The 26,877-nt window shown below is 71.1% G+C and carries 22 protein-coding genes; 6 read left to right on the top strand and 16 right to left on the bottom strand.

Annotated features, from left to right (window positions below; translation table 11 throughout):
• Positions 1-14: 14 nt before the first annotated feature.
• The gene (locus tag GJG85_RS06950; protein ID WP_050018059.1) at positions 15-182 is read right to left on the bottom strand and encodes a DUF1427 family protein; all 168 of its coding nucleotides are present in this window, start codon (positions 180-182) and stop codon (positions 15-17) included.
• Between the two features lie 99 nt (positions 183-281).
• Between GJG85_RS06950 and GJG85_RS06945 the strand changes: the two genes are divergently transcribed.
• Entirely contained in the window at positions 282-1,205 is a 924-nt protein-coding gene (locus GJG85_RS06945) for a LysR family transcriptional regulator (RefSeq protein ID WP_050018058.1), read from the top strand.
• A gap of 75 nt (positions 1,206-1,280) precedes the next feature.
• Here the strand turns inward: GJG85_RS06945 and GJG85_RS06940 are convergent, their stop codons facing one another.
• Entirely contained in the window at positions 1,281-1,967 is a 687-nt protein-coding gene (locus GJG85_RS06940) for a hydrolase (RefSeq protein WP_050018057.1), read from the bottom strand.
• A gap of 276 nt (positions 1,968-2,243) precedes the next feature.
• On the opposite strand from GJG85_RS06940, the gene GJG85_RS06935 reads away from it, so the two are divergent.
• Genes GJG85_RS06935 through GJG85_RS06920 form a run of 4 tightly spaced genes read left to right on the top strand, consistent with a single transcriptional unit; the run spans position 2,244 to position 5,477 of the window.
• Positions 2,244-2,504 carry a XapX domain-containing protein gene (locus tag GJG85_RS06935; RefSeq protein ID WP_050018056.1) on the top strand — a complete coding sequence of 87 codons (261 nt, stop codon included), beginning with the start codon at positions 2,244-2,246 and terminating at the stop codon, positions 2,502-2,504.
• A gap of 25 nt (positions 2,505-2,529) precedes the next feature.
• Complete coding sequence (locus GJG85_RS06930; protein ID WP_089488347.1) at positions 2,530-4,110, top strand: sodium:proton antiporter; 1,581 nt, start codon at positions 2,530-2,532, stop codon at positions 4,108-4,110.
• Between the two features lie 48 nt (positions 4,111-4,158).
• On the top strand, positions 4,159-4,551 hold the full coding sequence (locus tag GJG85_RS06925; protein ID WP_050018054.1) for an OsmC family protein: 393 nt from the start codon (positions 4,159-4,161) through the stop codon (positions 4,549-4,551).
• A 44-nt stretch (positions 4,552-4,595) separates the two neighbouring features.
• Entirely contained in the window at positions 4,596-5,477 is an 882-nt protein-coding gene (locus GJG85_RS06920) for a pirin family protein (protein WP_124631955.1), read from the top strand.
• A gap of 43 nt (positions 5,478-5,520) precedes the next feature.
• On the opposite strand, the gene GJG85_RS06915 is transcribed toward GJG85_RS06920, so the two are convergent.
• The 11 genes from GJG85_RS06915 to bcsB all read right to left on the bottom strand — a co-directional run bounded on the left by GJG85_RS06915 (position 5,521) and on the right by bcsB (position 21,687).
• Complete coding sequence (locus GJG85_RS06915; RefSeq protein ID WP_235356323.1) at positions 5,521-6,195, bottom strand: hypothetical protein; 675 nt, start codon at positions 6,193-6,195, stop codon at positions 5,521-5,523.
• 211 nt (positions 6,196-6,406) lie between these two features.
• Positions 6,407-6,727, bottom strand: a complete 321-nt coding sequence (locus GJG85_RS06910) for a hypothetical protein (RefSeq protein WP_050018051.1) — start codon at positions 6,725-6,727, stop codon at positions 6,407-6,409.
• Positions 6,728-6,923: 196 nt separating this feature from the next.
• Entirely contained in the window at positions 6,924-7,121 is a 198-nt protein-coding gene (locus GJG85_RS06905; protein ID WP_050018050.1) for a hypothetical protein, read from the bottom strand.
• Positions 7,103-8,659, bottom strand: coding sequence for a cellulose biosynthesis protein BcsG (bcsG, locus tag GJG85_RS06900; protein ID WP_050018049.1), 1,557 nt, complete (start codon positions 8,657-8,659; stop codon positions 7,103-7,105). The genes GJG85_RS06905 and bcsG overlap by 19 nt, the downstream gene beginning before the upstream one ends.
• Positions 8,660-8,686: 27 nt before the next feature.
• A complete protein-coding gene (gene bcsA / locus GJG85_RS06895) occupies positions 8,687-11,224 on the bottom strand; it encodes a UDP-forming cellulose synthase catalytic subunit (protein ID WP_050018048.1) in 2,538 nt (845 codons plus the stop codon).
• A complete protein-coding gene (gene bcsQ, locus GJG85_RS06890) occupies positions 11,221-12,000 on the bottom strand; it encodes a cellulose biosynthesis protein BcsQ (protein WP_050018047.1) in 780 nt (259 codons plus the stop codon). Before bcsQ ends, bcsA begins: the two co-directional genes overlap by 4 nt.
• Positions 11,997-12,251, bottom strand: coding sequence for a hypothetical protein (locus GJG85_RS06885; RefSeq protein WP_050018046.1), 255 nt, complete (start codon positions 12,249-12,251; stop codon positions 11,997-11,999). Before GJG85_RS06885 ends, bcsQ begins: the two co-directional genes overlap by 4 nt.
• Positions 12,248-14,215, bottom strand: coding sequence for a cellulose biosynthesis protein BcsE (gene bcsE / locus GJG85_RS06880; RefSeq protein ID WP_050018045.1), 1,968 nt, complete (start codon positions 14,213-14,215; stop codon positions 12,248-12,250). The genes GJG85_RS06885 and bcsE overlap by 4 nt, the downstream gene beginning before the upstream one ends.
• 9 nt (positions 14,216-14,224) lie before the next feature.
• Entirely contained in the window at positions 14,225-18,133 is a 3,909-nt protein-coding gene (locus GJG85_RS06875) for a cellulose synthase subunit BcsC-related outer membrane protein (RefSeq protein ID WP_050018044.1), read from the bottom strand.
• Entirely contained in the window at positions 18,118-19,347 is a 1,230-nt protein-coding gene (gene bcsZ, locus GJG85_RS06870) for a cellulose synthase complex periplasmic endoglucanase BcsZ (RefSeq protein ID WP_204383792.1), read from the bottom strand. The genes GJG85_RS06875 and bcsZ overlap by 16 nt, the downstream gene beginning before the upstream one ends.
• A 3-nt stretch (positions 19,348-19,350) precedes the next feature.
• On the bottom strand, positions 19,351-21,687 hold the full coding sequence (gene bcsB / locus GJG85_RS06865) for a cellulose biosynthesis cyclic di-GMP-binding regulatory protein BcsB (protein ID WP_204383790.1): 2,337 nt from the start codon (positions 21,685-21,687) through the stop codon (positions 19,351-19,353).
• A gap of 476 nt (positions 21,688-22,163) precedes the next feature.
• Here bcsB and GJG85_RS06860 point away from each other — a divergent pair, with 476 nt between their 5' ends.
• Positions 22,164-23,186: a sensor domain-containing diguanylate cyclase gene (locus GJG85_RS06860; protein WP_050018041.1), complete on the top strand. Its 1,023-nt coding sequence runs from the start codon at positions 22,164-22,166 to the stop codon at positions 23,184-23,186.
• Between the two features lie 16 nt (positions 23,187-23,202).
• Here the strand turns inward: GJG85_RS06860 and GJG85_RS06855 are convergent, their stop codons facing one another.
• The 3 genes from GJG85_RS06855 to GJG85_RS06845 are packed head-to-tail and all read right to left on the bottom strand — an operon-like array spanning position 23,203 to position 26,842.
• Positions 23,203-23,655, bottom strand: a complete 453-nt coding sequence (locus GJG85_RS06855; protein ID WP_050018040.1) for a hypothetical protein — start codon at positions 23,653-23,655, stop codon at positions 23,203-23,205.
• Entirely contained in the window at positions 23,655-25,076 is a 1,422-nt protein-coding gene (locus GJG85_RS06850; RefSeq protein WP_089488339.1) for a phosphatase PAP2/dual specificity phosphatase family protein, read from the bottom strand. The genes GJG85_RS06855 and GJG85_RS06850 overlap by 1 nt, the downstream gene beginning before the upstream one ends.
• Positions 25,073-26,842: a bifunctional alpha/beta hydrolase/class I SAM-dependent methyltransferase gene (locus tag GJG85_RS06845; protein WP_050018038.1), complete on the bottom strand. Its 1,770-nt coding sequence runs from the start codon at positions 26,840-26,842 to the stop codon at positions 25,073-25,075. The genes GJG85_RS06850 and GJG85_RS06845 overlap by 4 nt, the downstream gene beginning before the upstream one ends.
• Between the last annotated feature and the right edge of the window lie 35 nt (positions 26,843-26,877).

Raw genomic sequence — 26,877 nt, 5'->3', positions numbered from 1 at the left:
TCTCCTCGATGCGGTCAGAAGCCGAGCCAGTGACGAACCGGCGCGATGGCCTGCACGCCGACCAGCATGCCGGCGAGGCCCACCAACGCGATCAGCGGCGGCGCAGGCGAGCGTACCTTGATCACGCTGTACACGACGCCGATCAGCACGCCGGCGCCCAATGAAACTAGATAAGATTCCATAACGATTTCTCCCGGCCGGATTAGAATGATCCGCATCGCATCGGCCGCATGCTACGCTCCCCTCGCATCCGTTTCGCTTCCCTGCCATCCGTTCCGACCATGCAACACCTTCCTGATCTCGAGGCCTGGGCCATCTTCGCGCGCGTCGCGGAGACCGGTTCGTTCGCGAAAGCCGCCGAGCTGCTCGGCGTCTCGCAACCGACCGTGTCGAAAGCGATCGCGCGCCTCGAAAAGCGCCTCGGCGCGATGCTGCTGTACCGCACGTCGCGCAAGCTGTCGCTCACGCCGACCGGCGAACTGCTGCGCGACCGCGCGATCCGCCTGCTCGCCGACGCGGAACTGATCGAGAACGAGGCCACCGCGCAAGCGCTCGAACCGCACGGCCTCGTGCGCGTGAACGCGCCGATGTCGTTCGGGCTGCACCATCTGTCGCCGGTGCTGCCCGCGTTTCTCGAGCGCTATCCGCGCGTCGACATCGATCTCGTGCTCACCGATCACATCGTCGACATCGTATCGGGCGGCTTCGACGTCGCGATCCGCATCGCCGAGTTGAGCGATTCGACGCTGCGCTCGCGTCGCCTCTGCGCGGTGCGCCGGCCGCTCGTCGCGTCGCCCGCGTATCTCGACCGGCGCGGCCGCCCCACGCATCCGCGCGACATCGAACAGCACGTGTGCCTCACGTATACGAACCTGCCGACGCCCGAGCACTGGCGCTTCCGCCATTCGGCATCCGGCGAGGATGTCGGGGTGAACGTGCATGGTCGCATTCGCACGAACAATGCGGACGTGATCCTCCCCGCGCTCGTCGGCGGTCACGGCCTCGCGCTGCAGCCCGAGTTCCTGGTGTGGGACGAACTGCAGCGCGGCGCGCTCGAGGAAGTGATGAGCGACTGGAAGATCGCCGACATCAACGTGAACCTCGTCACGCCGCCCGGCATGCTGCGCGCCGCGCGCGTGACGGTGCTGCTCGATTTCCTCGCCGAACATTTCTCGCGCGCGCCGTGGGCGCTGCCCGCCGCCTGAACGCGTGACGGCCGACGGCACGCGATCGCCGCAGTAACCGTCGCGGCGATCGCGGCGATCGCGGCCGGCGGCCCGTTACTTCGCCGGCACGGCCGGAATCGACTCGTGCGGCGTCGCGGTACGCTGCTGCGCCTTGTGGACCATCGTGTACGCGTAGTCGATGCCCATCCCGTATGCGCCGGAATGCTCCTTGGCGATCGCAACCACGGCATCGTAGGTGTCACGGCGCGCCCAGTCGCGCTGCCATTCGAGCAGAACCTGCTGCCATGTGACCGGCACGACGCCGGCCTGCACCATGCGCTGCATCGCGAAGTCGTGCGCGGCCTGCGACGTGCCGCCCGATGCGTCGGCGACCATGTAGATCTCGTAGTCGCCTTCGAGCATCGCGCACAACGCGAACGTCGTGTTGCAGACTTCGGTCCACAGGCCCGACACGACGACCTTCTTGCGGCCGTTCGCGGCGAGCGCGTCGCGCACCTTCTGGTCGTCCCACGAATTCATCGACGTGCGTTCGAGCGTCTTCTGGTTCGGGAACACGTCGAGCAGTTCGGGATAGGTGGGGCCCGAGAAGCTCTCGCTTTCGACCGTCGTGATCGTGGTGGGGATGTTGAAGACCTTCGCGGCCTTCGCGAGCCCGACGACGTTGTTCTTCAGCGTCTGGCGATCGATCGACTGCACGCCGAACGCCATCTGTGGCTGCTGATCGATGAAGATCAGCTGGCTGTTCTGCGGCGTCAGTACCTCAAGTTTCGGGTTGCTCATGGCGGATGGGTCCTGTGAACGGAAAAAGGGGCCCGCCTCGACCGTGAAAACGGGAGGCGCCCGGAATGCGTCGGCGCCGGATCGTCATCATCCGGGCCGACACATTTAAGCCGCAAACGCGCGGCGCGAACACCCAAGGAATGGAATCGATCCGATTCCCGAATGGATGTCCGTTCGGGGCCGCCCGCCCTTTTTTTCTTCACGCAAACCCGATACGCTTTCAAGACTCTGACGGCGCCGTTCCGGTGCCGCTCGGCCATCACGAGGCGCACCACCATGAAACCGTATGTCCTGTCGCTGCTCGCCGGCATCCTCGCCGGCGTCATCTACGGCGCGATCGGCGTGAACTCGCCCGCGCCGCCGGTCATCGCGCTCGTCGGCCTGCTCGGCATGCTGGCCGGCGAACAGATCCTGCCCGTCGCGCGGCGCATGCTGTCCGGCCATCGGCTGAACACCGCATGGCGCGATGCGAAGTGCAGCCAGCACATGTTCGGCGCGCTGCCGGGCGGCGCCGCGAACGACCGCAAGCCTTCTTGATCCACCCCATCGCCGCCGGCCACGCATGACCAACGTCGAGCTGTTCCATTACCTGTTGCTGTTGATCTGCGGCGCGGGCGCCCTCACCTGGCTCGCCGAGCGAATCTCGATTCCGCCGGCCGTCGTGCTGCTGCTCGGCGGCTGCGTGGTCGCCGTCGCCGGCAAGCGCGTGCCCGACATGGACCCGGCGCTGCTGCTCGCGGCCGTGCTGCCGCCGCTGCTGATGTCGAGCGGGTTCTATACCGCCTGGAAGGAATTCCGGCAGGAGCTCGCCTCGATCGCGTCGCTCGCGCTCGGGGCCGTGGCGTTCACGACCGTCGCGGTCGCGCTCGCCGTGCATGCGGCGAATCCCGCGCTGCCGTGGGCCGCGTGCTTCACGCTCGGCGCGATCGTGTCGCCGCCCGACGCGGTCGCCGCGAAGGCGATCCTGCAGCGCCACCCGCTGCCCGCGCGGCTCGTCGCGGTGCTGGAAGGCGAAAGCCTCGTCAACGACGCATCGGGCCTGCTGCTGTACCAGATGGCCGTGTCGGCCGCGCTCGCCGTATCGATCACGGCGGCGAGCGCGACCGGCCTGTTCTTCTCGCTCACGCTGATCGGCATCGCGGTCGGCCTCGCGTGCGGCCATGCGATGTGCTGGGTGCTGCAACGCCTGCGCGAGCCGATGCTCGGCATCGTCGTGACGTTCGCGATGGCATGGGGCAGCTACGGGATCGCGGAAGCCGTCCACGGCTCCGGCGTGCTGTCGGTCGTCACCTGCGGCCTCGTGCTCGGCGTGCGCCAGCATCGCGTGTTCGGCGCCGACATGCGGATCAAGGCGAAGGCGACGTGGGAGGCGATCGTGTTCGTGCTCGACGCGCTCGTGTTCATCCTGATCGGCCTCGCGCTGCACGCGATCCTCGCGGGCGTGAACCACGAAGGCGCGGTGCTGATGGCCGGCCTGCGGGTCGCGCTGCCGGCGACGGCCGCCGCGATCGGCGCGCGCATCGTGTGGGTGTTCGTCGCGATGTGGCTGCCGGGCCGCCTGCGCGCGCGGCGCGCGGGCCGCGCGGCGTGGTCGTGGCGCGAAGCCGTCGTGCTCGGCTGGTCGGGCATGCGCGGCGTCGTGAGCCTCGCGGCCGCGATCGCGCTGCCGGCCAATTTCCCGGGCCGCGACCTGATCCTGTTCAGCACGTTCCTGCTGATCATCGCGACGCTCGTCGTGCAGGGCGGCACGCTCGCGCCGCTGATCCGCGTGCTGAAACTGCGCCCGGCCGCGCGCCGCACGATGTCCGAACACGCGGTGCGCGCGCACACGTTCGGCGCGGCGCTTGCCGAGCTCGACGCGCGCGAGCAGCGCGGCGCCGGCCTCGAACGCGCATCGCTCGACCGGCTGCTGACCGAATACCGCAGCCGCGTCGCGTTCAACGAACGCGCGCACCGCGACGGCGCGGAGCCCGCGGACGTGCGCGCGCGGATGCTGCGCGTCGAGCTCGAACTCGTCGGCGTGTCGCGCGACGCGCTGCTCGGCCTGCATCGCGACGGCCGGGTCGACGACGCGGTGCTGCACCGCATAGAATCCGAACTGGATTTCGAGGAGCTGCGGCTGCAGCGCCTGCTCGAACCCTGACGTCCGGCCTGCCGGCAGGCCCGCCCCCTTTCCCCACCTGGAATTTCAATGAGCGAACTCACCGTCGAAGCGAGCATCGGCCCGGTCGATTACCTCGTCCACTTCACCGACGGCGTCCACCAGTGGCGCGCCGACGAACCCGCGTCGCTCGGCGGCGGCGATACGGCGCCGACGCCCGTCGCCCTGCTGCTGTCGAGCCTCGGCGCGTGCACGGCGATCACGCTGAAGATGGTTGCGCAACGAAAAGGCTGGCCGCTCGCCGAAGTGCACGTGAAGCTCGCGCACGAATCGGGCAGCGCGGGCAGCACGATCGTGCGCCGCATCACGCTCGACGGCAACCTGACCGACGAGCAGCGTGAACGCCTGCTGCAGATCGCGAACGCGTGCCCGGTGCACAAGATCCTCACGCACCCGATCGCGATCGACACGGCGATCGCCTGAGTACCTCCCGTCACCGCCACCGCCCCCGTCACGAGATTCCCGTCATGTCCGCCTCGATCAAGACCCTGCTCACGCCGCGCGAAAGCGACATCGGCAACCTCGTCGTGCGCCGCGTGCTGCCCGCGCGCGCCGCGCGCCTCGTCGGCCCGTTCATCTTCTTCGACGAGATGGGCCCGGCCATGCTGCCGGCCGGCCGCGGCATCGACGTGCTGCCGCATCCGCACATCGGGCTCGCGACCGTCACCTACCTGTTCGACGGCTCGCTGATGCATCACGACAGCCTCGGCTTCCGGCAGAAGATCGTGCCGGGCGACGTGAACTGGATGACGGCCGGCCGCGGCATCGTGCATTCGGAGCGCTCGCCCGACGAGGATCGGCCGCGCGAGCAGCCGGTGCACGGGATCCAGACCTGGGTCGCGCTGCCGGTCGAGCACGAAGACACCACGCCCGCGTTCGTTCACCATGCGGCCGACACGCTGCCGTCGTTCACGCGCGACGGCGTGACCGTGCGCGTGATCGCGGGCACCGCGTTCGGGCACGCGTCGCCGGTCGCCGTGTTCTCGCCGACGCTCTATGCGTATGCGGAATTCGCACCGGGCGGGCAGCTCGCGCTCGATGCGGAGCACGACGAACGCGGCGTATATCTCGTCGACGGCGACCTCGGCATCGACGGCACGCCGCTCGCCCCCGCGACGATGGCCGTGCTCGAACCGGGCGCGACCGTCGCGCTGGCCAGCACGAACGGCGCACGCGTGATGCTGCTCGGCGGCGCGCACCTGCCGGGCGAGCGTTTCATCGAATGGAATTTCGTGTCGAGCGAACGCGCGAAGATCGATGCGGCGCGTGCCGCGTGGGCCGATCAGACGTTCGGCAAGGTGCCGGGCGAAGAAAACGAATGGACGCGGCAGCCGGAACGCAAGGCATGACGCCACGCGCAACGGGCGGCCACGGCCGCCCGGCGATGCGCGCTCAGCATGGCACGAGGCCCACGACCCCGCCACCCGACTGCGTACACCAGCGCTGTTCCTGCCGAGGCTGCGCCTGCGCTTGCGGCGGCGAGTACGGCACGGCCCTCGCCATGGCAAGCGCGTTGGCCAACGCTTTGGACTCTACCTGCCGCTGTTGCTCGATCGACGCGCGCTGCGCGTCGTCCGCCTGCTTCGTCAGCGCAACCAGCCTCGCATACCGGGGATCGCGCGCGTCCTGGAATGGCGGCAGCGGCGGCGGCACCGGCACGGCAGGCGCGGTGCCTCGGTAGCGGGGGATCGACATCTTCGAGGTCTTCCCCCAGATCGCCGCCTCGCCGATATCCCACATCGCCACCCGCATCTCGAGCGCGTGTTCATAGCCGCGATCGACCTCGGCCGTCGTGGGCGTGCCCGTCGGCGCGGGAAGCGGCTGCAGCGACGGCGGCAGCGGCTGCAGCGACGGATGGACGAGCCGCACCCAACTCACGGCAGCCACCGAGTATTGATACAGGACGCGCTGGTAAGCGTCGAGTATTCTGGCGCGACTGTCGGGCGTGGAGGCCTGGGCGCTCGACACCAGCGCGATGAACGACGTCAGCGTCTGGGTATAGCGTGCGCCGTCTTCCTTCTGCGCCGCCACGCGTTCCGGCTGCGGGCCGGACGATGCGTTCAACATCCCTGCGCACCCCGACAGCGCGGCGACCATGGCCGCGCACAGCCCTGCCGTTCGAAACGCGATCCGAATGTGATACGACATGGCAGCCCCCAACCGATACGAGACAAACACCCAATGAATCTGCGGTGACCGGCACCGGCAGCTGCGACGCGAATCGCCGGACCGCCCTGGCGACGGCGCCGGTCAGAGCCCGACCGTACGACCTTTACGTTCAAGAGAACGGGCCGCCCTGACGCGGCTGCCCCTTGCGATTGCAAACCGGCGGGTTCGTCATGCCGAAAGACAGCAGATTGCCGCCGTTGATCGTGCACGCGAACTCCTTGCCGTCCCTGGCTTTCAGGTTGACGTAGGTATTCGTCCCTTCGGTGCGGCGATTGACGATGACGAGTTCATCGGGCGAGTACCCCAGCGTGCCGGCCGTACTGGACTTGATCTTGTCGTCGGTCAGCATGTTGGTGCTGCCGGCGATACCCGCGCAGCCGGACACCAGCAATACCGTCAGCCCGACGAGAATAGCGCTTGCCGAACGCATAAACCCTCCATTATTTGACTTTTATCGTCCATTTATCGAATAAACATACGCGCTGCTCGCGCGGCTATTCGATGGAATAGCCGAAACAGCCTGGAACGTATGCCCGATGGACTGCGCCAAATGATATAGACCGGTCTAGTTTCGTGTCAACCACGCCTGATTAAAATCGGGGATCTCCCGCCGGGCCGCTGTTCCTTCAGGCCTTCAATCCCATCAGCTTCGCGAGTGTCGGCCAGCGATCGAGCGACGCGTCGAACGCGCGACGCGCCTGTTCGTCGACGTAGCGCTCGGGATCGAGCGCGGGCAGATGCCGCGCGAGGCCGATCACGTCGTTCGGTTGCGACAGGCGATCGTCGTCGCCTTCGCCGGAAATCGTCACTGTTCGTCGATCCATACGCCGTCCGGAGTTTTCACCGCGTAACCCGCGGCCGTCTGCATCGTCACCGTGCCCTCGTTCTCGCCGATCATCCGCGTGCGCGGCAAATCGGCCGCGTATTGCGCGAGCGTCGCGCCCGGCTTGAACGGGCTGTTCGACACGAGATTCGACAGCAACTGCGCGAGCGCGAGGAAACTGGTCGGCTGGTCGATCACGGTCGTCGCGCCGTGGTTGCCCGTGAAGCCGACGAGCCGCACGCCGACCGGCCCGTGCACGATGCGCGGCGTCGGAATCTCGCGCAGCCCCGCGACCTGGTTCTTGTCGCCGCGCAACGCGGCGCCGTGCTCGGGCACGAACACGATCACCGCACGGCGGCCCGATTGCGCGATCAGGTCGGCGAGACGGTCGAAGTCGGTCATCATTTTCGTCGCGCGCTGCGGGTACGAGTCGATGCTCGTCAGCGCGCTGCCGACGACACGGTTGCCGTCGTGCAGGCTGATCGTGTTGTAGTACAGCGCGACCGGCCCCGGCACCGCCGCGCGCTGCGCGTACCAGTTCGCGAGCGTCGAGTAGTCGTCCTTGATCGCCGACCCGTCGAACGCATGCATCGCGACCGGCGCGGCCGCGTTCGAGATCATCGGCGCATCGGCCACGCCGATGTTGTCGTGGATCACCTGCAGGAAATTGTCGAAATGGCCGTCGTGGTTCAGCAGCGACTGCACCGTGTAGCCGGCGCCCGCCAGTTGCGAGAACAGATGGCACTGCTGCGGCGCGCTCTTGTACAGGTCCGCATGCGCTTCCTGCCCGCAGCTCGCGCGCAGCACGCGGATCGCCGCCGGGCCGCTGTAGCTCGCGGCCGTGCTGAAGTTCGTGAACAGGTAGTCGAAGTGGCTCAGCATCGGATGGTTGCGCACCTTCGCCGCATCGAGGTCGTCCCACGATAGCGAGCAGATGTGCAGCACGATCACGTCGAACTGCGCGGCCGGATCGCTGCCGAGATGGCCGAACGCGACCTGCCGCTGCGACTCCTGCGCGCGGAATGTCGCGAGCGCCGCGTTGTGATCCTCAGGCTGGTCGACGCGCGTGGCGCCCGCCGCGTTCGCCTGCGGCTGCGCCGGCGCGGCGACGCGCGCCATCAGCCCGCTGCCGGCCTGCCACAGCGGCATCACGATCAGCACGGCCACCACGAACGTCGCGACGCGCAGCCAGCGATTGACGATGAAATAGACGATCAGCACGCCGACGATCGTCAGCGCCAGCACGGGCGGCAGCAGCCGCGGCAGCAGCTCCATCCAGTAGTCGAGACGGAACGTGCTGACCTCGCGCGCGGCCTCCGCGAGACGGGCGAGCGGCGGCGCATGCAGCTCGCGCGCGAGCAGCGGCACCGCGATCGCGATCGCCACGACCTGCCGGACGATGCGCCACGCGCGCGACCGGATCGGCGCGCTCGCCACGAGCGCCACCGCGAACGCGAGGTTCGCGAGCCAGAACGGCTGCAGGCGCCCGGTCGCGAACAGCGCGAACTTCAGGATGAAATACAGATTCCAGAACGTCATCTAACCCACTCCATGATGCGCGCCGCGTCAGTCGCGCGCGCGATCGAGTTTCGGCGCGAGCATGGCCTGCACGCCGCGCGCCGCACCCTTCCACATTCGTACATAACCGTCCAGCCCGATCCGCAGCACTTCCTTGAGCCCGCCGAGCGGCGTGTCGGGCCGCGCGCTTTCGTGCCAGTCGAGCCACGCATCCGCGCGGCCGAACGTGCATTGCACGAGCTGGCGCTCCTGCTCGAGCGTCAGTTCCTCGAAGCTCACGCCGACATGGGTCGGCGTCGCACGGGTCACGCGCACCGGGAACGGAAACGCGCGGTCGCCGCGCGTCACGCACACCGTCAGCGTGTCGCCGACGGCGAGCGGCAGCCCCGGCACCGCTTCGAGCCCGAGGCCGCCGGTCGAGTAGTCGCTCGTGAAGCACGCGGCGGTCGAGCCGTCGGCGAGCAGCAGCATCGCCGGCACGCGCATCGCGATCCGGTGCGTGACGCGCACCTGCCTGGTCTCGCGCGCGACGGCCAGCGCCGCGCCGAGCATCGCGAGGTTGTAGACGGTCCAGCCGAGCGTGATCAGGATCGTCGACGCCTCGTCGCCCTGGTCGGCCACGAGCCGCCACAGGCCGGCGACGATCGCGAGCACGTTCAGCGCGAACAGCACGAGATACGGTTTCGACGTCGACCAGTCGACGTAGCCTTCGTCGATCTTGCCGCCCTTGTCGGTCACGTTGAACTTGCCGTGCTTCGGGCTGAAGAACGCGACGGTGGTCGGCAGCGCGATGTACCACGCGAGCACCGATTCGTAGACCTCGGCCCAGAACGAATGACGGTAGCGCCCCTGCATCCGCGAGTTCGCGACGTTCGCGAGCACGAGATACGGGATCACGTAGCTCGCGAGCGCGAACGACGACGCGTTGATGAAGTACAGGTGGAAGAACAGGTACGCGAGCGGGATCGTCAGGAATACCAGCCGCGGAATCCCGTAGAAGAAATGCAGCATCGCGTTGCCGTAGCAGATCCGCTGGATGAAGCCGAGCCCGCGCCCGAGGAACGGGTTGTCGATCCGGAAGATCTGCGCCATCCCGCGCGCCCAGCGCGTGCGCTGCTTCACGTGGCCGGCGAGGCTTTCGGTCGCGAGGCCGGCCGCCTGCACGGTCGGCAGGTACGCCGACGTATAGCCGCGCCGATGCAGCTTGAGCGCGGTGTGCGCGTCCTCGGTCACGGTCTCGACCGCGACGCCGCCCACCTCCTCCAGCGCGCTGCGCTTGAGCACCGCGCACGAGCCGCAGAAGAACGTCGCGTTCCACAGGTCGTTGCCCGACTGCACGAGGCCGTAGAACAGGTTGCCCTCGTTCGGGACCTCGCGGAACGTGCCGAGATTGCGCTCGAACGGATCGGGCGAGAAGAAATGGTGCGGCGTCTGCACGAGCGCGCATTTCGGGTCGCGCAGGAACACGCCCATCGTCGTCTGCAGGAACGAGCGCGTCGGCACGTGATCGCAGTCGAAGATCGCGATGTAGTCGCCGTGCGTCTTCGGCAGCGCGCGGTTGATGTTGCCGGCCTTCGCGTGCAGGTTGTCGTCGCGCGTCAGGTAGTCGATGCCGGCCTCGGCCGCGAATGCCGCGAACTCGGGGCGCCGGCCGTCGTCGAGCAGGTACACGCGCAGCTTCGCGCTCGGCCAGTCGATGCTCTGCGCGGCGAACACGGTCGGCTTCACGACCGACAGCGGCTCGTTGTAGGTCGGGATATAGACGTCGACGGTCGGCCAGGTGTCCGGATCGTCGGGCAGCGGCACGATCGGCCGGTCGAGCGGCCACGCGGTCTGCACGAAGCCGAGCAGCAGGATCATCCACGTATAGGCTTCGGCGCCGTACAGCAGGTAGCCGGCGACGGCTTCGACCGGGCTGCGGAAGTCGAGCGTCTGCGTCGTGCGCCACCACACGTAGCGCAGCGTGGCCAGCAGCGCGAGCGACGCGAGCGCGAGGGTCGGCAGATGGCCCGGCAGGCGGCGCAGCGCGAGCGCGAGCACCGCGACGATCGCGAAGAACGCGAACTGCGCGCCGGGCATCAGCGGCGACATCCCGGCCGCGGCCCACAGCACCGCGCCGGCGACGAGCAGCAGCGGCGCGAGCCACGGGCGCCGGCCGACGCCGTTCGCGCGCGCATCGAGCCAGCCGCCCCAGCGCCCCCACGGCAGGCGCTCGAGCAGCGCATTGAGGCGCCGGCCGACCGCACGGCCGGCCACGTAGACGGGCACGACGAACGTATCGAACCACGCGAGCGGATCGCGCGCGGGCCGGCCGTCGGCCGCACGCGGCGCGCGCACGATCGCGCGCCACAGCCATTCGCGCACGCTGAGCGGCTGCAGCACGCCCCAGTCGTACGCGAGCCGCAGGAACGCGACGCGCACCCAGCGGCGCACATGATCGGGGCGGCCGGGCGGCGGTGCGTGGAAGAACAGCCGCACGAACCAGTCCACCCGCGTGCGTTCCGCCGGCAGCCCGATGCCGCGCGCGCACCAGTCGGCCGCGCGACGGCCGAACGCGCGCAGTCGCGACGCGAGCGCGGCCTTCATCGCACGCCTCCCGCGCGGCCGGCGACGGCCGCCGTCAGCCACGTGTCGACCCAGTTCGCGACGCCGTTCAGGTCGTGCGACGCCTGCGAATACGGCGCATCGTCGAAGATCCAGCTGCCGCGCGCGAGCGCTTCGGGCACCGCCGCGTCGACGTGGATGCGCTGCTCGAGCATCGACGCCGACCCCGCGACCGCGCGCAGCATCGCCAGCGCGTCGCGCTGCATGTCGCGCGCCGGGTTCAGCCGGTTCACGACGATCTGCAGTTCGCCGCGGCCGGCCCGCAGCGCGCCGAGCCGCGCGGCCGTCGTCGCGCACGCGACCGGCTCCGGCGGCACGACGACGAGCGTCAGGTCCGCGCGGCGAATCGCCTGCTCGGCCTGCGGCGACGGATAGCGCGCGGTGTCGACCAGCACGACGCCGTCGGCCGGCAGCGCGATCTCGTCGAGCGCGCGCGACAGCCAGGCCGGATCGGCAGCGAGCCGCGCATCGCACGCGGCGGCGCCGGCCGCATCGACCTGCCCGTACGGCACGAACAGCACGCCGTCGGCGTTGCGCCACGTGTGCGCGTGCCACGGTTCGGCGCCGCCGAGCAGGCCGTGCGCGAGACCGTGTTCGGCCAGCGTATCGAGGCCGAGCGTCGCGCCCATCAGGTTCTGTGCATCGAATTCGACGGCGACGACCGGCCGGCCGCGGCGCGCGAGCAGCACCGCGAGCGCGGCGGCCAGCGTCGTGCGGCCCGCGCCGCCCGTCGTCGACGTGAGGGCGATCGTCTTCATCGTGCCGCCTTGCTGTCGCGTTCGTGGCGTTCGTGGCGTTCGTGGCGTTCGTCGGCTTCTTCGCCGCCGACATCCGGCAGCAGGCGGCCGCGCAGCGCGACCGGCACGAGTTCGCACGGCACCGCGTCGCGCCGGTCGATGCCGCGCGGCGCGTGGAAGCCGCGGCCGATGCCCAGGTGCTGCGCGACGATCCACACCGGCACCGCGATCGCGACACCGACGATGAAGCCGATGACGAGTTCGGCGATCATGCGTCCTCCTGCTTGCGCAGCGGCATCGCGCTGCGGACGGCGCCGCGCGCACGCGCGGCGGGAATGACGGGTTGCGGCGGCGACGCGTCGACGGCGTCGATGGCGCCGGACGCGGATGCCTGCGGCACGCCGATCGCGTCGAGCGCGATGACGGTATCGATCGCCTCGATCGCGTCGCTCACCTCGCTCGCGTCGGGCAACGCCGTGCCGGGACCAGCCGGCGCAGGCGCCGCGCGCGCGGCGGCGGCCGGTTGCGGCGCCGCGAACAGGTCGCTGTAGTCGGCGATCGGCGCGCGCCGGTTCTCGGCCTTCAGCGCGTCGAGCTCGGTGTCGATGCTGCCCTGGCCGAGGCACACGACGCGATCGGACAGCGTATCGACCGGCACGTCGAAGATCCGCGCGAGCGCATCGTCGGCGTCCACTGGCTCGCAAGCGAACAGGAACACGAACAGATGCCCTGCATCGGCCGTCACGACGTCGCCCGCGCGGCGCGGCCGGCAGTGCCGCAGCGCGTCGACGTGCGACACGCCCGGCAGCAGCGTGAGCTTCGCGAGCGTGTGCGGCAGCGCGAGCACCGCGCCGCGGTCGAGCACCGCGCGAATCCGCTGGCAGAACGTGCCGACCGGCAGATAGCCGAGCACCGAATCGCCGAGCGCGGCCGCGAGCGCCGCGCGATAGTCGGCCGCGACGGGCCGCGCGTAGAGCTGGCCGCGCAGCGCATGCACGGCGGCCTGCATCCGCGAGACGGGCAAGTCGCGCGCGACGACGCGGTTCGCGCCGACGCTCAGCACGAGCACCTCGAACTGGTGGCGCAGCACCTCGCCACGCTCGACGACCGCGATCTTCAGCGCGCCGCCGCACTGCCGGCGCAGCGCGTGCACGTCCGCGCACAGCGCTTCGAGCTGCGCATGCGAGCGGAACACGAGCACCGCGGTCGCGGCCTGCGCGTCCGCGCACGCGGCGACGACGGCCGCGTTGTCGTCGACGATCTCCCAGCCGTCCGGCACGCGGCTCGCGCCGTCGAGCACCGCGCGGCTGACCACCACGCGATCCTCGTCGCTCGCGAGCTTCATCCGGCGCGCCGGTTCGGTCGCGCCGCCATCGACGCTCGCCGACAGCCGGCCGCCCGGCGCAAAGCGCAGCGGGCGCACCTCGCCGGCCGCGAGCGTGTCGCCCGCGCGCCAGAAATCGACGACCCACAGCAGCTCGCCGTGCGTGCGCTGCAACTGCGCGACGCCCGAGCAGATCCCGTGGAAGCCGCTGCGCGGCGTACGATCCGCGTCGCGCACGAGCGGCGCATCGTCGGCGCGCGCGTCGTCGCCCGCCCGGGTCGCTTCGGGATCGAGCAGCAGCACGAGCGCGATCCGGCGCGTGCGGCACCAGTCGGCCAGCGCGTGCGCTTCATCCGCGAGCGCAACCGGATCATCCCAACTGAACCAGCGCTGCGCACCTTCGACGAAATACAGCGAACGGGCATGCAGCCCGTAGCGCTTCATCGCGCGCAAGCCGCCGGTCAGCCGCGCGAACGGGCCCGGCGCCACGCCGCGCGGCGCAGCGGCGATCACACCGGCGTCGGCCGGCTCTGCCGCCGGCGGCATCGCCAGCACGTTCAGGTTGCGCGGCCAGCCGGCCGGCTGCGCGCCGCCCGCGAAGCCGAGCGATGCCATTTGCGCGGCGACGCGCGCCGGATCGCGCGCGAGCACGATCGTGACGTCGCGCGTGCGCGCCTGGCGCGCGCTTTCCCACACCAGCGCGTCGCATCCCGGCGTGCCGCCGGCCGCGTAGATCGCGTAAAGACCGCCGGCCTCCAGTTGCGTCCAGGTATCGGGCAGGCCGTCGATCGCGAGCCGGCTCAATGCGCCGGCGCGGCCGCGCGCCGACCCCACACGCAGCAGCGCGCGCAGGCGATCGACCAGGCTGACAGCGCCGGACGCGGAGCGGGTGGCATCGAATTCCGTATTCACGGCAGTCCCCTAGTAATCCGAATAAAGCCGCACCGGCGTCGGCGTCACGAGCCAGTTGCGCGGCGCGCGCGCATCGAACGCATAGCGCAGGTACACGAGCGCCGAGCTCGGCGCATAGTCGTGCGACCGGTCGATCTGCAACTGCGCGCCGACGCTCAGGTGCGGGTTCACGCGATACTCGACGATGCCGTTCACGCCGTACGAGAACGACACGCCGCGCGTCGAACTGCCCGCGTACACGAACCCGGCCGCGACCTGCGCGGCGCGCTGGCCGGAGAGCGTCGGGTAATACAGCGAATCCTTCTCGTAGCTGTTGGAGATCCCGCCGGTGACGGTCAGGTCCCACGACAGCGCATCGTGCCGCCCGGCCCATTCGATCGGCACGCCGAGCGACAGATAGCGCTGCGGGCTGTAGTAACCGCCCTGCCCGTACGTGTAGTAGCGCAGGTTCTGCGCGTAGTGCCACGCATTGCCGACGAGCCCGGTGCTGACCTTCATCGTCGCGCGCTCGTAGACGGGCACCGTGAAGCCGGTGCGCAGCGTGACTTCCGCATTGCGTTCGACATTGCGGCCGGACAGCACGCCCGCGCCGAGTTCCGCGAACAGGTTCGTGCGGCCGACGTCGACCGACGCGCGCAGGTTCACGCCGTCGCGGCGCACGCCGCCCCACACCGCGCCGGTCCACGGGTCGCGCATCCCCGCGTACGACAGCACGCTGCTCGTTTCCGGCCGCCGCGACGCGTTCACCGAGAAGCTCGCGGGGCCCGCGTCGAAGCGGTAGCGCACGCCGCCGACCAGGTAATGCACCGGGAAGCCGAGCGGCGACGTGCCGAGATCGAAGCGCCATGCATCGGACAGGTAACCGGCGCCGAGCGCGACGCCCGTGGTCGACTGGTGCAGCGAGCCCGACGGATTCGCGAGCAGCGCGGCGGCCTGCGGATTCGGCTGGAACGGCGGCGGCAGCCCGTTCGGCGCCCTGAGCCCCGCGTACGTGCCGAACGTCTTCAGCGAATACGCGTTCGGGTCGCTCGTATCGAGCGTGCCCGGATCGAGATGCACGGTGTCGATCTGCGCGAACACGTGCCCGTCGTAGCGGATCGGCATCTGCATGTAGATCGGCACCTGCTGCGCGCGATACGACGAAATGCCTTCATCGCCCGACTTGTACGCGGGTATCCAGCCGGTCTCGATCTCGGGATTGCGTCGCTGTGCGAGGTCCGCGAACGCGGCCTGTGCGGGCGTGAGCCCGTCGCGGCCCGGGCTCACGCCCGTCGCGCGTTCCTGCGACTGCGACAGCCGGTACAGCGACGCCGCATCGTCGTAGCGGCCTTGCGCCTCGGCCACGCGCCCGGCCGCAACCGTCACGTCGGCGCGCGCCGGATACGCGGCCTGCAGCCGGTCGGTCACCTGCGCGGCTTCGTCCGGGCGGCGCAGCGCGTTCAGGCGGCGCACCGCCGACAATTGCGTGTCGACATCGTCGTCCGGCGTGCGCGCCAGCACGGCCTGCACGCGCTCGCGTGCGGCGGCTCGGTTGCCGCTGTCCTCGTCGATCCGGGCGAGCGCGAGCTGCGTATCGGCATCGTCCGGCGTACGCGCGACGACCGGCGCGAGCGCGTCGCGCGCCGCGTCGTAATGGCCCTGCGCGCGTTCGAGATCGGCGCGTTCGAGCGCGTAACGCTTGTCCGCGCGGCCGGCCGGGCTCGCGCGATCGAGCAGCGTGCGCGCCCGTGCATAGTCCTGTCGTGCGATCGCGTCGTCGGTCTGCCGCAGCACGAGCCGCAGCGACTGGTCCTCCAGTCGCGCCGTCTGCGCGGGCGTCAGCGACGGGTCGCGACGCAGCATGTCGAGCCATGCGGCGAGCGCCTCGTCGCGCCCCGCGCTGCCGAGCAGGTCGCCGTAGCGCAAGCGCACGTCCGCGTCGGCTTCGCGCGGATGCGCGGCGATCCAGTCGCGCAGCGGCGCGAGGCCGCGCTCCGGTTCGCCCGCGTCGATCCACTGGGCGCCGATCGCCGCGAGCATGTCGGGATCGTCCGGCGCGCTCGCCTGCGCGTGCGCGAGCGTGGCGGCAAAGGCCGCGCGGTCGCCGCGTGCATGCGCGCTTCGTGCGTCGGCCAGCGCGCTTTGCGCATCGAGCTTGCGCGCCAGCGCCCGCATCCCGTCCGACCGGTGCGCATCGTCGACCGGCGCCAGCGCGGCCTGCGCGCCCGCGACATCGTCGATCGAGTTGCGGTACAGCGCGCTCGCGTAGCGCATCTCGGGCGTGTCGCTGCGCGCGAGCCCGTCGTCCATCACCGTGCGGCCGAGCTGCGGCAGCCCCATGTCGCGATAGAGGCGCGCGAGCGCGAAGCGCGTCCACGGCGCGTCGGGCGCCGCGCGCACGGCCGCCTCGTAGCGTTGCGCGGCCGGCCCGCGCGCGCCCTTGTCGGCCAGCGCACGCGCTTCGTTCGCGAGCACGTCGCCGCGCAGGCCGTCGAGCGTACGGCGATCGTCGGCGCCCGTCACGCGCCCTTGCAGCGCGTCGAGCAGCGGGCCGATCCGGTCCGCGCGGCCGGTGTTTTCATACAGCGTGGCCGTGTCGCGCACGGCCGACACGCTCGGCGAACGCGCGGCCAGCAAGCCGCGCAGCAACGGCTCCGCCTGCGCCCAGTCGCGCTGCGCGAGCAGCGCATCGGCGAGCTGCAGCTTCGCGTCGGGGTTGTCCGGCTGCATCGCGAGCGCCGCACGCGCGGCGCGCTCGGCATCCTGCGCTCGCCCGGCGCTGGCCGCTTCGCGGCCTTGCGCGAGCAGCCCCCAGAACTGCGCGGTCCGCGCGAGGCCCTGCCATTTGCCGCGCTGGTCGGTCGCACGCGCCGCGGCCCGCGCGAACAGCGCGCGCGCTTCGTCGTGCCGCCCTTCGCGCAGACGCAGCAGGCCGAGCCCGCCCAGTGCATCGGCGTCGTCCGAGCGCGCCCTCGCGGCGCGCGCGAGCAGCGGATCGGCGGCGGCCAGGTCGCCGCGCGCGAGCGCCTGCAGCCCGCGCTGCTGCGCGATGTAGTCGGGATCGCGTTCGAGCCGGCGCTGCGCGTCGCGCTGCCGGTCGAGGCCGGCCGCACGATCGCGGAATTCGGTGTCGTCCGGCGCGAGCGCGAGATACGCATGCAGCGCATCGAGATACGCGGGATCGCTGCCGGCCGACTGCAGCACGCGCCGCCACAGCGCCATCGCTTCCGTATGGTCCGCGTCGGCGCGCTTCGCGAGCGACGACGCGATCCGGTTCGCTTCCGCGCGCGTGTCGTCGCGCTGGTTCAACAGCCGCGCGAGCGCGACCGACGCGCTCGTGTCCCGCGGATCGGCGGCGATCGCGCGGCGCAGCGCGGCGATCGCCGGCTCCCGCCCGCCCGGCGCGTTCGACACGATCTGGTAATACTCGGCGCCGAGCGCGCCCGACGGCGCGCCGTTCGGAAACAGCGCGACGATGCGCCGGGCCGCCTCGTCGGCGCGGCCGCTGCGCGCGAGCAGTCGAATCTGCGCCATCTCGCCGCGCCCGCTCGTCGCGACGCGGTATTCGTCGGCCACCCGCCGCGTGGCAGGCGCATTCGGCGATTGCGCCTGCAGCCGCGCGAGCGACGCCTGCGCGCCTTTCGCGTCGCCGAGCCGCAGCAGCACGCGCACCTGTTCGGCCAGCAGTTCGGGGTCGCCCGGCGCGATCAGCAGGCCCTTGCGCAACGCATCGCTGGCGAGATCGTCGCGATGCTTGGTGCCCCACATTCGCGCGGTGTCGAGCTCGCGCCGCGCATCGGCGGCGGCCGAGGTCGCCGGTGTCGCGGGGTTCGCGATCGCCGTGCCCGTCGCAGCGCCCGGCGCCGCCGCGCACACCGACGACGCGAGCCACGCGAATCCCGCGACGTGCGGCGCGGCGCGCTTCAGCGGGCGGCGCACGAACGGCCTCCCCAGCGGGTGTCGAGCGTGCCGTCCGCCCCGAACCGGTAACGGCCGTCGCGCCAGCCGAGGCCGAACAGCGTCAGCACGCTCGTGTAATAGCCGGGCGCCGACTGGCGCGCGAGCGTATCGACGCGGGCCGCCTGTGCCTCCGCGAGCGCATGCTGGCCGCGCGCGTCGAGAAACGGCACGGCCGCCGCGGAGAAACCGCCGTTGCCGTCGTTCGGCCCCGCGACGCCCGTCGTCGTATCGACCTTCTCCGGCGGCGCGCCATACGCGGCGATATGGTCGGCGAACGGCGCGAACTTCGCGAGCAGCGGCGCGGCAAGCGGATCGGCGCGGTCGAGCGTGCCGGCCCACAGGTACACGCGGATCGCGTTGTACGCACTCTCCGCGTGCGTGTCGGGATCGGGCCCGAAGCCCTTGCCCGCGCGATACAACGCCCAGTCGGGCGAGAAGCCCTTCGGCGCGGTGTCGAGCAGCACGCGAGCGGTGCTGGAGGCGAGCGCGGCCCAGCGCCGGTCGTCGGGCAGCCGCGCGCCGAGCGCGCGAATCACCTGCGGCGGCGAATAGCTCGGATTCACGCGCCATTGGCCGTTCGCGAGCTTGAACCCGGTCGGCCCCGGCAGCAGCGTGAGGCCGAGGCCCGGCACGGTCGCCGTCTCGTCGTCGAGCACGCGCTTCGCGAGCAGCGCACCGCGCGCCGTATAGCTGCGCTCGCGCCACAGCCGCCCGGCCTCGACGAGCGCATACGCGATCCACAGGTCGGCGTCCGACGCCGCGTTCGCGTCGAGCACGCGCCACGCACCGTCGGGCGCACGGCCCCACAGCCACGCGGGCAGGTGCGCGCTCAGGTCGCCCTGCGCGAGGTTGTTCTCGGTCCATGCGAGGATCGTGTCGAACATGCGCCGGTCGTTCGCGACCAGCGCGAAGAACAGTCCATACGCCTGCCCCTCCGATACCGTGCGCGAATCGGCCGAGCCGACGTCGATCACGCGGCCGTCGGCCGAGATGAAATCGCGCTTGAACGCGTCCCAGCGCGGCCACGCCGCGCCGCATCCCGCGCCCGCCGCATCGGCCGCACCGGCCGGCGCGGCGTGCGCGCGCGTAGCCATGCCGGCCGCCGCGCACGTCACCGCAACCGCCAGCGCGAGCATCGCGCCGACACGCCGCGCCGGCTGCGTTGCCCGTCGCTTCGTCATTGCCCACGCCATCCGTTACATCCCCCGTCGACGCGCGGCGATTCGCTGCAGCACGCTGAACACGCCGAGCGCGAGCAAGAGCCCCGCGACGACGCCGACCGCGCCGAGCACGACCGGATGCCGCGCCGCCTCCGTCCATACGCGCGCATACCACGGCACGAAGCCGACCACGTAAGGCTCGCCGACCCGCAGGCTGTCGACCTGCCCCGGCCGCACCAGCGCGAGGTCGCCCTGCAGTTGCGACACGAGCCCGGCGTTCTCGAACACGTCGAGCAGATCGCCGAGACGCGGCTGGCCGGTCGCGGTCAGCGCGACGACGCTGCGACCGCGGCTGCCCGGCAGCTCGAAACCGGCGAGCGCCGCGAGCGGGCCCGCCTGTTCGATGTGCGCACCGCCGTCGGCGACGCCCACGCCGTTGCGCCAGCGCTCCTTCACCGTGAACGCGACGCGCGTCGTGCCCGCGCCGCCGGCCGCGCCCTGCTCGCCGATCGCGAGCGGCAGCGCCGTGCGCCACTGCGCGAGCAGCGGCGACGCGGGCGAGCCGTCGATCACGAGCAGGTCCTTGTGCCCGGACAGCGCGGCGACGTCGCCGGGCCGCGCGACCTGCACGCGCAGCGCCGGGAAGCCGGTCCATTCGCCCATGTGGCCGAGCATCGTCAGATAGGCCTCGAGCTCCTGCGGCGACGGCCGGTCGGGCATCACGACGGCCGTCTGCGACAGGTCGGCGAAGCGGGTGAACGGGAAGCCGCTGTTCGCGAAGAACGCGAGGTTCGGCAATTGCGCGTAATGGACGAAGTGCGAGAAGTCGATCGTCGAATCGGGATCGATCGCCGCGCGCTGCGGCTCGGTGGCCGTGCTCGAACACAGGCCCGTCTTCTGCGAATCGAGCGTGAAGCGGAACTGCAGCTGGTTGCCGCTTCCGACGCGGAACGCGGGAATGTCGACGTCGCTCGTCACGCGCCCTTCCGGCACCGACAGCAACGGCAACTGCATGCGGCCGTGCGCGTCCTCCGCCTGGGCCGGCCCGAGCCGGTACGACTTCACGAGCTGATCGTTGATCTCGACCGCGAGCGTCGAATTGTCCTGCACGGTCGGCGCCGTGTAGCGGTAGCGCAAGGTGATCGGCACGCCCGCGCCGTTCCACGAATGCAGATCGGCCGGCACGCGCAGGTTCAGCCGGATCGCGTCGGGCGTCGTGCCGCGCACTTCCAGCTGGCGCGGGTCGTTCACGAGTTCGCGGAACGCGATCGGCCGGTTCACCGGCAGCCAGCGCGGCGCGTCGTACGGCTTGCGCGGCGCGCCGAGATCGACGTGCGCGACCGCCGCCGCCGGCCCCGACAGCGCCGCGCGGCCGAGCACGAGCGTCGCGACCGCGTCGTCGACCTCGGCCGCCGTGCGGCCCGTGACGACCAGCAGCTTGCGGCCCGGCGCGGCCGGGTTGTCGGCGACCGCGAGCAGCGGGCCGTTCACGGGCGGCAGCGCGAGACCGGCCGGCAGCGTCGCGACCGTGCCGACCACGACGGCCTGATCGTCGGCCGGCAGCGCGGTCGACACCGGGAAGCGCGCATGCCGGTAGTCGGCCAGCGCGCCGAACCACGACGCGAGCACGCCCGCGCTGCGCAGCGTCGCCGAATCGGGCGTGGCCGGCAGCACGAACGGCAGCCGCACGCGGCCGTTGTCGCGCCGGTCGAAGAACGGCGCGGGCAGCAGCGCGAGATCGTTCGGCAGGCGCACCGGCGATTCGTCGAGGATCAGCTCGCTCGTCGGGCTCACGTCGGCCCACAGCGCCGAGTTCGTCGGATCCTCGCAATGGTCGAGCGTGTAATGCGCGATCAGGCGCAGGCCGATCTGGTTGAAATCGGAAAAGTAGCGCGGATCGATCGGGATCTCTTGCGTGACCGTGCGGCCCGCGCGCGCGGCGTCGAACGGGACGGTCGCAACCACCTCGCCGTTCACCGACACCTTCAGGTGCGACAGCGCAAAGACCAGCGACGGCGAATACGCGTAGGTCAGGCGCAAGCGTGCGCCGGTGATCACGCGGTCGAGCCGCACGCCGGCGTTGATCGTGCGGGCGTCGTCGGCGCCGCGCAGGCGCAGCGGATCGAACGCGCCGAGCGACGCGAACGGCACACGCACGGTCGTCGCCGGCAGGCCGGCGGCCGGGACGCTGGCCGCCGCCGGCGCGGCCGCGGGCACCGCGATTGGCGCCGCATCGGGCGCCGCCGCGTGAGCGGCCGCGGCCGTCGACGCAGCGGCCGGCACCGCCGGCAGCGGCGCGGCCGACAGCGCGGCCGTATGGAAAGCGCCGGTCATCGCGGCCGCCAGGACGAACAGCGACACGGCCGGCTTCATGCGCGGCCCCGCGTCGTCACGATCGTCCGGTCATCCTGCGCGTCGCAACCGACGCGCGCAAAGCAGCTATGCCCGTGAGTGCACATCCCCTCTGCTTCCCCTCATATCTGGCTTGATTGCATTTATCGGGACGACGCGGCGGATGCTTCAATGACCGGTTCGTCGCGCTGAGGGACGCCTGGCACCGGCGCCCATCATTCGTCACACTATCTCAAAAATAGAACAAAACTTACCGTGATTCGCGACTGAGAGGCGAAAAAATCTCAATTCGGTCGGAAATGCCGAGCAGGAAGGGTGAATGGCAAGAATTGCGCCGTTGCCAGCCGGACGGCTGGAACGGCATACTGCCGGCGCGATACGGCTGGCCGGGCATCGCCTGCATTCCGTGCGGACCGCCCGGAATGCGCTGCCGCAAGCGGCGCGTATGCTACCGCAAGTACGCGCCGCGCGACGTACTTTCTTCACGGAAAACTGACTTGGATCAAATCGCCGACGCCGCCACCCCGTCCGCCGGGACGCTGCTGCGCATCATCGCCGCTCAAGCCGAAATCGCGAAACTCGGCCTCGACCTCGGCAGCGTGATGGCCTACGTGGCCGAGCAGGTGCCGCAGCTCACCGGCGCGAGCGCCGCCGCGGTCGAATTCGCCGAAGGCGACGACATGGTGTACCGCGCCGCGTCGGGCACGGCCGCCGGGATGCTCGGGCTACGGTTGCGGCGCTCGGGCAGCCTGTCGGGCCTGTGCGTGCAGCAGGGCAAGTTGCTGCACTGCGTCGATTCGGAAGCCGACCCGCGCGTCGATCGCGATGCGTGCCGCCGGGTCGGCCTGCGCTCGATGCTCGTGATGCCGCTCACGCACGCCGACACGACGGTCGGCGTGCTGAAGGTGATGTCGCCGGACGTCGACGGCTTTTCGCCGGCCGACGCGGCCACGCTGCGGCTGATGGCCGACCTGATCGCCGCCGCGATGTTCCACGCGGCCCGCAACGAAGCGAACGAACTCTATCTGCGCGCGACGCACGACGCGCTGACGGGCTTGCCGAACCGCGCGCTGTTCTACGACCGCCTGCGCCAGTCGATGCACACGACGCTGCGCGCGAGCGGCCGGCTCGGCATTCTCAACATCGACATGGACGGACTGAAACCGATCAACGACGAATTCGGCCACCGCGCGGGCGACGCCGCGCTGCGCGAGGTCGCCATGCGGATGCAGGCCGCGGTGCGTCGCTCGGATACGGTCGCGCGCGTCGGCGGCGACGAATTCGCGGTGATCCTGCCGAACCTCGGCACCCGCGACGATGCCCATACGCAGAGCATGCGGCTCTCGCGGCAGGTCGGCGAGCCGTTCGAATTCGACGGGCATCCGCTGCGGCTCGGCGTCAGCGTCGGCATCGCGATGCTGCCGGAGGACGGTACCGACATGAATGCGCTGATCGAGCATGCGGACCAGGCGATGTACGAGGCCAAGCGCACGCGGACGCAACGGACGGCCCGCGCATGACGCATCGCATGCATCGCTAGCCGATCGGCGACACCGCGATCGCGATACCGACGACGAGCCACTGCACGACCGCGACGAGCACGGCGGCCCGGCACAGCCCGACCGCGCCGCGCACGCGCGCGTCGAGCGTGCGCCCGGCCTTCGTCGTATCGATCCAGCCCAGATCGGCGAGCGCGCGGTCGAGCGCCTCCAGCCCGGCATCGACCGACCCGTCGCCGTCCACCGCCCGCGCCAGCGCGGCAAACAGCCGCCGATCGATCTCGACGCGCACCGCGTACCACAGCGCCGCGATCCCCGATCCGGTGCTGACGACGGCCAGCAGCACGCGGGCAAGCGTCGCCGGCGGCCAGCCCGCCGCGAGCCATCCGCCCGCGCCGGCCGCGGCCAGCGCGACCGCGATCGCCCACGCACCCGCATCGAGCGCGCCGCGCGCGGCGGCGATCCTGAACGGGCCGGACGGATCGCGCATCACACGCGCCCCGCATCGCGACGGCGATCGATCCACTGCTGCAGCACGGCCACGCCGTCATCCGACCACACCGCGCGCGGCCGGACCGCGCGCACCGAGGCCAGCGCGTCGCGCGCATCCGTCAGCCCGCGCCGCGCCGCGAGCCACGCGGCCGCGCACAGCACGCTGCGTCCGTAGCCGAGCGCGCAGCAGACCAGCACGTCGCGCCCGTCGCCGTGCAGCCGATCGAGCGCCGCGACGGCCTGCGCGAGCTGCGCCGCCGTCGGCGCGACGAGGTCGAACTGAGGCACGCACGCATACGCGAGCGACGCATCGGCCGCCGCCCAGCGCGGCATCTCGGCGGTCAGGTCGACCAGCGCGGTGAAGCCGTGGCGCCGGATCTCGCGCGTCGTCGGCGTCCGGCCGATCGACACGCGCTCGTCGATCCGCACCGGCGCCGGCTGCCGGAACGTCCACAGCCGCGAATTGACGAACGCGCCGGCGATCGTCGGCGCGAGCAGCCAGCCCATGAAGACCGGAAACCGCCCGTCCGCATCCTTCTGGAACGCGCCGGGCGCGCCGCGCCGGTAGGCCCATGCGACACAGGCGAGCGCCAGCGCGGCCCACCCTGCCGCCAGCGCCCAGCCCGGCGCGCGCGCCACGCACGCCAGCGCCGCGAGCGCGACCAGCGCGGCGCCTAACGCATAGCGGCGCGCGAGCGCGCGACCGGCGGCGGACGGCGACGCATCGGCGCCCGGCAAGCGGCCTGCGGCATCGCGCAGCGGAAACAGGAACAGCGCGAGACAGCCGACGGCCGCCCCGGTCGGCACGTCGATCGCATGATGCTGATAAGTCGTCAGCACCGACACGCCGATCGCCGCGAACCACAGATGCAGCACGACGCGCGCGAACGTGCCGCGCAGGTGCTTCGCATAGACGGCCCACAGCACGACGAGCAACCCGATATGCAGCGACGGCGCCTGGTTGAACGGCTTGTCGAAGCCCATCAGCAGCGTGAACAGCGCGCCGGCCACGCCGCCCGCGTCGGGCCGCTCGAAGCCGAAGCGCAGCGGCCACGCGACGAAGCACGCGACCGACACCAGTTGCACGGTCAGCAGCCGCTTCACGTGATCGAGCAGATCGTCGCGGCGCGTCCAGAAGAAGAACGACAGCGCATACAGCAGGTCGATCGACCAGTAAGGCACGATCGTCCACGGCACGAACGGGATCGCATGCTCCCAGCCGAACGCGAACGTCGGCACCGCGGCGCGGCGCGCGGCGAGCCAGTTCGCGAAGCCGTACGTCGAGAAGAACACGGCGCCCATCGCCGCGAGCCAGCACAAGCGCAGCGCGAACGACGCGGCGCGCGCGCCGGCTGCCGGCTCGGCCAGACCGCCGCTCGCGTCCGCATCCACACCCGCGCCGCCGCCGAGCGCGCTCATGACGCGTCGACCCGCTGCGCAAGGCTGACCGTGAAGATGCCCATCTCGTCGATGCGCTGGTCGAGCTTGCGGAAACCCGCCCGCGCAACGAGCTCGTCCATTTCGGCTTGCGAACGACGGCGCATCACCCAGGTCGACTCGCCGCGGTGATTGTTCAGCGCGCGCGCGATGAATTCGAGCTGCGGATGCCACGGCTGCCCCGTATAGACGAGATAGCCGCCCGGCGGCACGGCCTGCGCGAGCCCGCGCAGCGAGCGCTCGATCAGCGCGTTCTCGCCGAACAGCTCGTACAGGCCCGACACGATCGCCAGCGTCGGCCGCGGCTCGAGCGTCGCGAGCGACGCCTCGTCGAACGCATCGCCGCGCTCGAAGCGCGCGATCGGCTCGAGGCCGCGCTGCGCGATCAGCACGCGGCCGGCCTCGACGTTCGGCGGGCTGTAGTCGCGCAGCGTGATGTCGTCGGGCGCCGCGCCGTCGCGCTCGGCGGCCATCGCGATCGCGTCGAGCACGTAGCGCCCGTGGCCGGCCGCGATGTCGACGATCCGCACCGGCGTGCCGTTCCCGCGCAGGCGGCCGATCGCCGTGCCGATCAGTTCCTGCAGATGCACCTTGCGCTGGCGGATGCCGACCCAGCCCGGCGAATCGAGATACGTGCGGTCGATCAGCGCGCCGATGCCGAACCGCCCCTGCGCGCGATTGCGGTACACGTAGTCGAGCGTCGAGCCCGAATCGAAGCCGAGCCGCAACCCGAGCGCGATGCCGTCGGACAGCGCGCCGCCGGCTTTCAGGCCGGCGCGCGTGAGCGCCCAGTACGCCCGCGCGAACACGTTGGCCGGCGGCCGGCCGAGCGCCGCGTATTCGTCGTGGAACGCGCCGCGGCGGTCGGCATCGGCGAGCGACACGCGCGGGCTCGGCGCATCGAACTCGCGCAGCACGAACGCACGCAGCGGCGCGAGCGCCTGCGCGCGGTCGCGCTCGCCGAGCGTGTCGTGGTAGAAGCCCGGCAGCACGATGCGCTCCTTGCGCGCCGAGCCGAGCCGCTCGAAGAAACGGTCCTGCGGGCCGCGATGCACGACCCAGTCGGCGCCCGAGATCAGCAACTGGGTCGGCACGGTGATCGCGGCCGCGTCGGCGACGATCCGCTGCGCGGTATCGTGCAGGTCGAGCAGCATGTTGACCGCGATCGGCCGCGTGATCAGCGGATCGGACGCGTAGCTCGCGATCCGCTCGGGGTCGTGCGTGAGGAATGTCGGCTTCACGTAGCTGTTCACGTAGAACAGCCCGCGCAGCTTGTGCATCAGCCTCAGCCCTGGCCGCGCGAACGGTACGTAGAGCTTGATGTGGAAGGCCGGCGACGCGACGACGAGCGCGCGGATCGGCGGCGCGTAATCGTGCGCCCAGGTCGCCGCGAGCACCGCGCCGACGCTCTGGCCAATCACCGCGACATCCTCGATCGCGATGCCGTGCGTGTCGCGGATATGCTCGACGAAGGTCTGCAGGTCGCGCACCGACGCGGCCGCGCTCGGGCTGTAGCCGCGCGCGCCCGGCGAGCGGCCGTGGCCGCGTGCGTCCCACGCAAAAAACGCGAAATCCGGCAGGTCGAGCTCGTCGACGAGGTGCGCGACGCGCGCCGAGTGTTCGTGGCCGCGATGCAGCAGCACGATCGCGCCGCGGCAGCGCGGGCCCGTCGCGGGCCAGTGGCGATAGAACAGCGTTGCGCCGTCGTGCGTGATGAAGTCGGCCTCACGGGCCGTGCGTGCGTTCATGCGATCTCTCTCGTTTCGTTATTCGAATCATGTGG

This window comes from Burkholderia sp. MS389, assembly GCF_016899425.1.
Taxonomy (GTDB): domain Bacteria; phylum Pseudomonadota; class Gammaproteobacteria; order Burkholderiales; family Burkholderiaceae; genus Burkholderia; species Burkholderia sola.
Note: the sequence above shows the minus strand (reverse complement) of the source record. Positions and strands in the feature narration are given on the sequence as shown.

Excerpts from the sequence above, each read along its gene's own strand:
- GJG85_RS06935 (WP_050018056.1), top strand. The coding sequence starts at position 2,244 with ATGAAACCGTATGTCCTGTCGCTGCTCGCCGGCATCCTCGCCGGCGTC.
- bcsG (WP_050018049.1), bottom strand. The coding sequence starts at position 8,659 with ATGACGTTCTGGAATCTGTATTTCATCCTGAAGTTCGCGCTGTTCGCG.
- GJG85_RS06915 (WP_235356323.1), bottom strand. The coding sequence starts at position 6,195 with ATGTTGAACGCATCGTCCGGCCCGCAGCCGGAACGCGTGGCGGCGCAG.
- GJG85_RS06885 (WP_050018046.1), bottom strand. The coding sequence starts at position 12,251 with ATGATCGCCGAACTCGTCATCGGCTTCATCGTCGGTGTCGCGATCGCG.
- GJG85_RS06850 (WP_089488339.1), bottom strand. The coding sequence starts at position 25,076 with ATGAGCGCGCTCGGCGGCGGCGCGGGTGTGGATGCGGACGCGAGCGGC.
- bcsA (WP_050018048.1), bottom strand. The coding sequence starts at position 11,224 with ATGAAGGCCGCGCTCGCGTCGCGACTGCGCGCGTTCGGCCGTCGCGCG.
- bcsB (WP_204383790.1), bottom strand. The coding sequence starts at position 21,687 with ATGAAGCCGGCCGTGTCGCTGTTCGTCCTGGCGGCCGCGATGACCGGC.
- GJG85_RS06940 (WP_050018057.1), bottom strand. The coding sequence starts at position 1,967 with ATGAGCAACCCGAAACTTGAGGTACTGACGCCGCAGAACAGCCAGCTG.
- bcsZ (WP_204383792.1), bottom strand. The coding sequence starts at position 19,347 with ATGGCGTGGGCAATGACGAAGCGACGGGCAACGCAGCCGGCGCGGCGT.
- GJG85_RS06930 (WP_089488347.1), top strand. The coding sequence starts at position 2,530 with ATGACCAACGTCGAGCTGTTCCATTACCTGTTGCTGTTGATCTGCGGC.
- GJG85_RS06920 (WP_124631955.1), top strand. The coding sequence starts at position 4,596 with ATGTCCGCCTCGATCAAGACCCTGCTCACGCCGCGCGAAAGCGACATC.
- GJG85_RS06945 (WP_050018058.1), top strand. The coding sequence starts at position 282 with ATGCAACACCTTCCTGATCTCGAGGCCTGGGCCATCTTCGCGCGCGTC.
- GJG85_RS06950 (WP_050018059.1), bottom strand. The coding sequence starts at position 182 with ATGGAATCTTATCTAGTTTCATTGGGCGCCGGCGTGCTGATCGGCGTC.
- bcsQ (WP_050018047.1), bottom strand. The coding sequence starts at position 12,000 with ATGAAGACGATCGCCCTCACGTCGACGACGGGCGGCGCGGGCCGCACG.
- GJG85_RS06910 (WP_050018051.1), bottom strand. The coding sequence starts at position 6,727 with ATGCGTTCGGCAAGCGCTATTCTCGTCGGGCTGACGGTATTGCTGGTG.
- GJG85_RS06905 (WP_050018050.1), bottom strand. The coding sequence starts at position 7,121 with ATGGATCGACGAACAGTGACGATTTCCGGCGAAGGCGACGACGATCGC.
- GJG85_RS06925 (WP_050018054.1), top strand. The coding sequence starts at position 4,159 with ATGAGCGAACTCACCGTCGAAGCGAGCATCGGCCCGGTCGATTACCTC.
- GJG85_RS06845 (WP_050018038.1), bottom strand. The coding sequence starts at position 26,842 with ATGAACGCACGCACGGCCCGTGAGGCCGACTTCATCACGCACGACGGC.
- GJG85_RS06855 (WP_050018040.1), bottom strand. The coding sequence starts at position 23,655 with ATGCGCGATCCGTCCGGCCCGTTCAGGATCGCCGCCGCGCGCGGCGCG.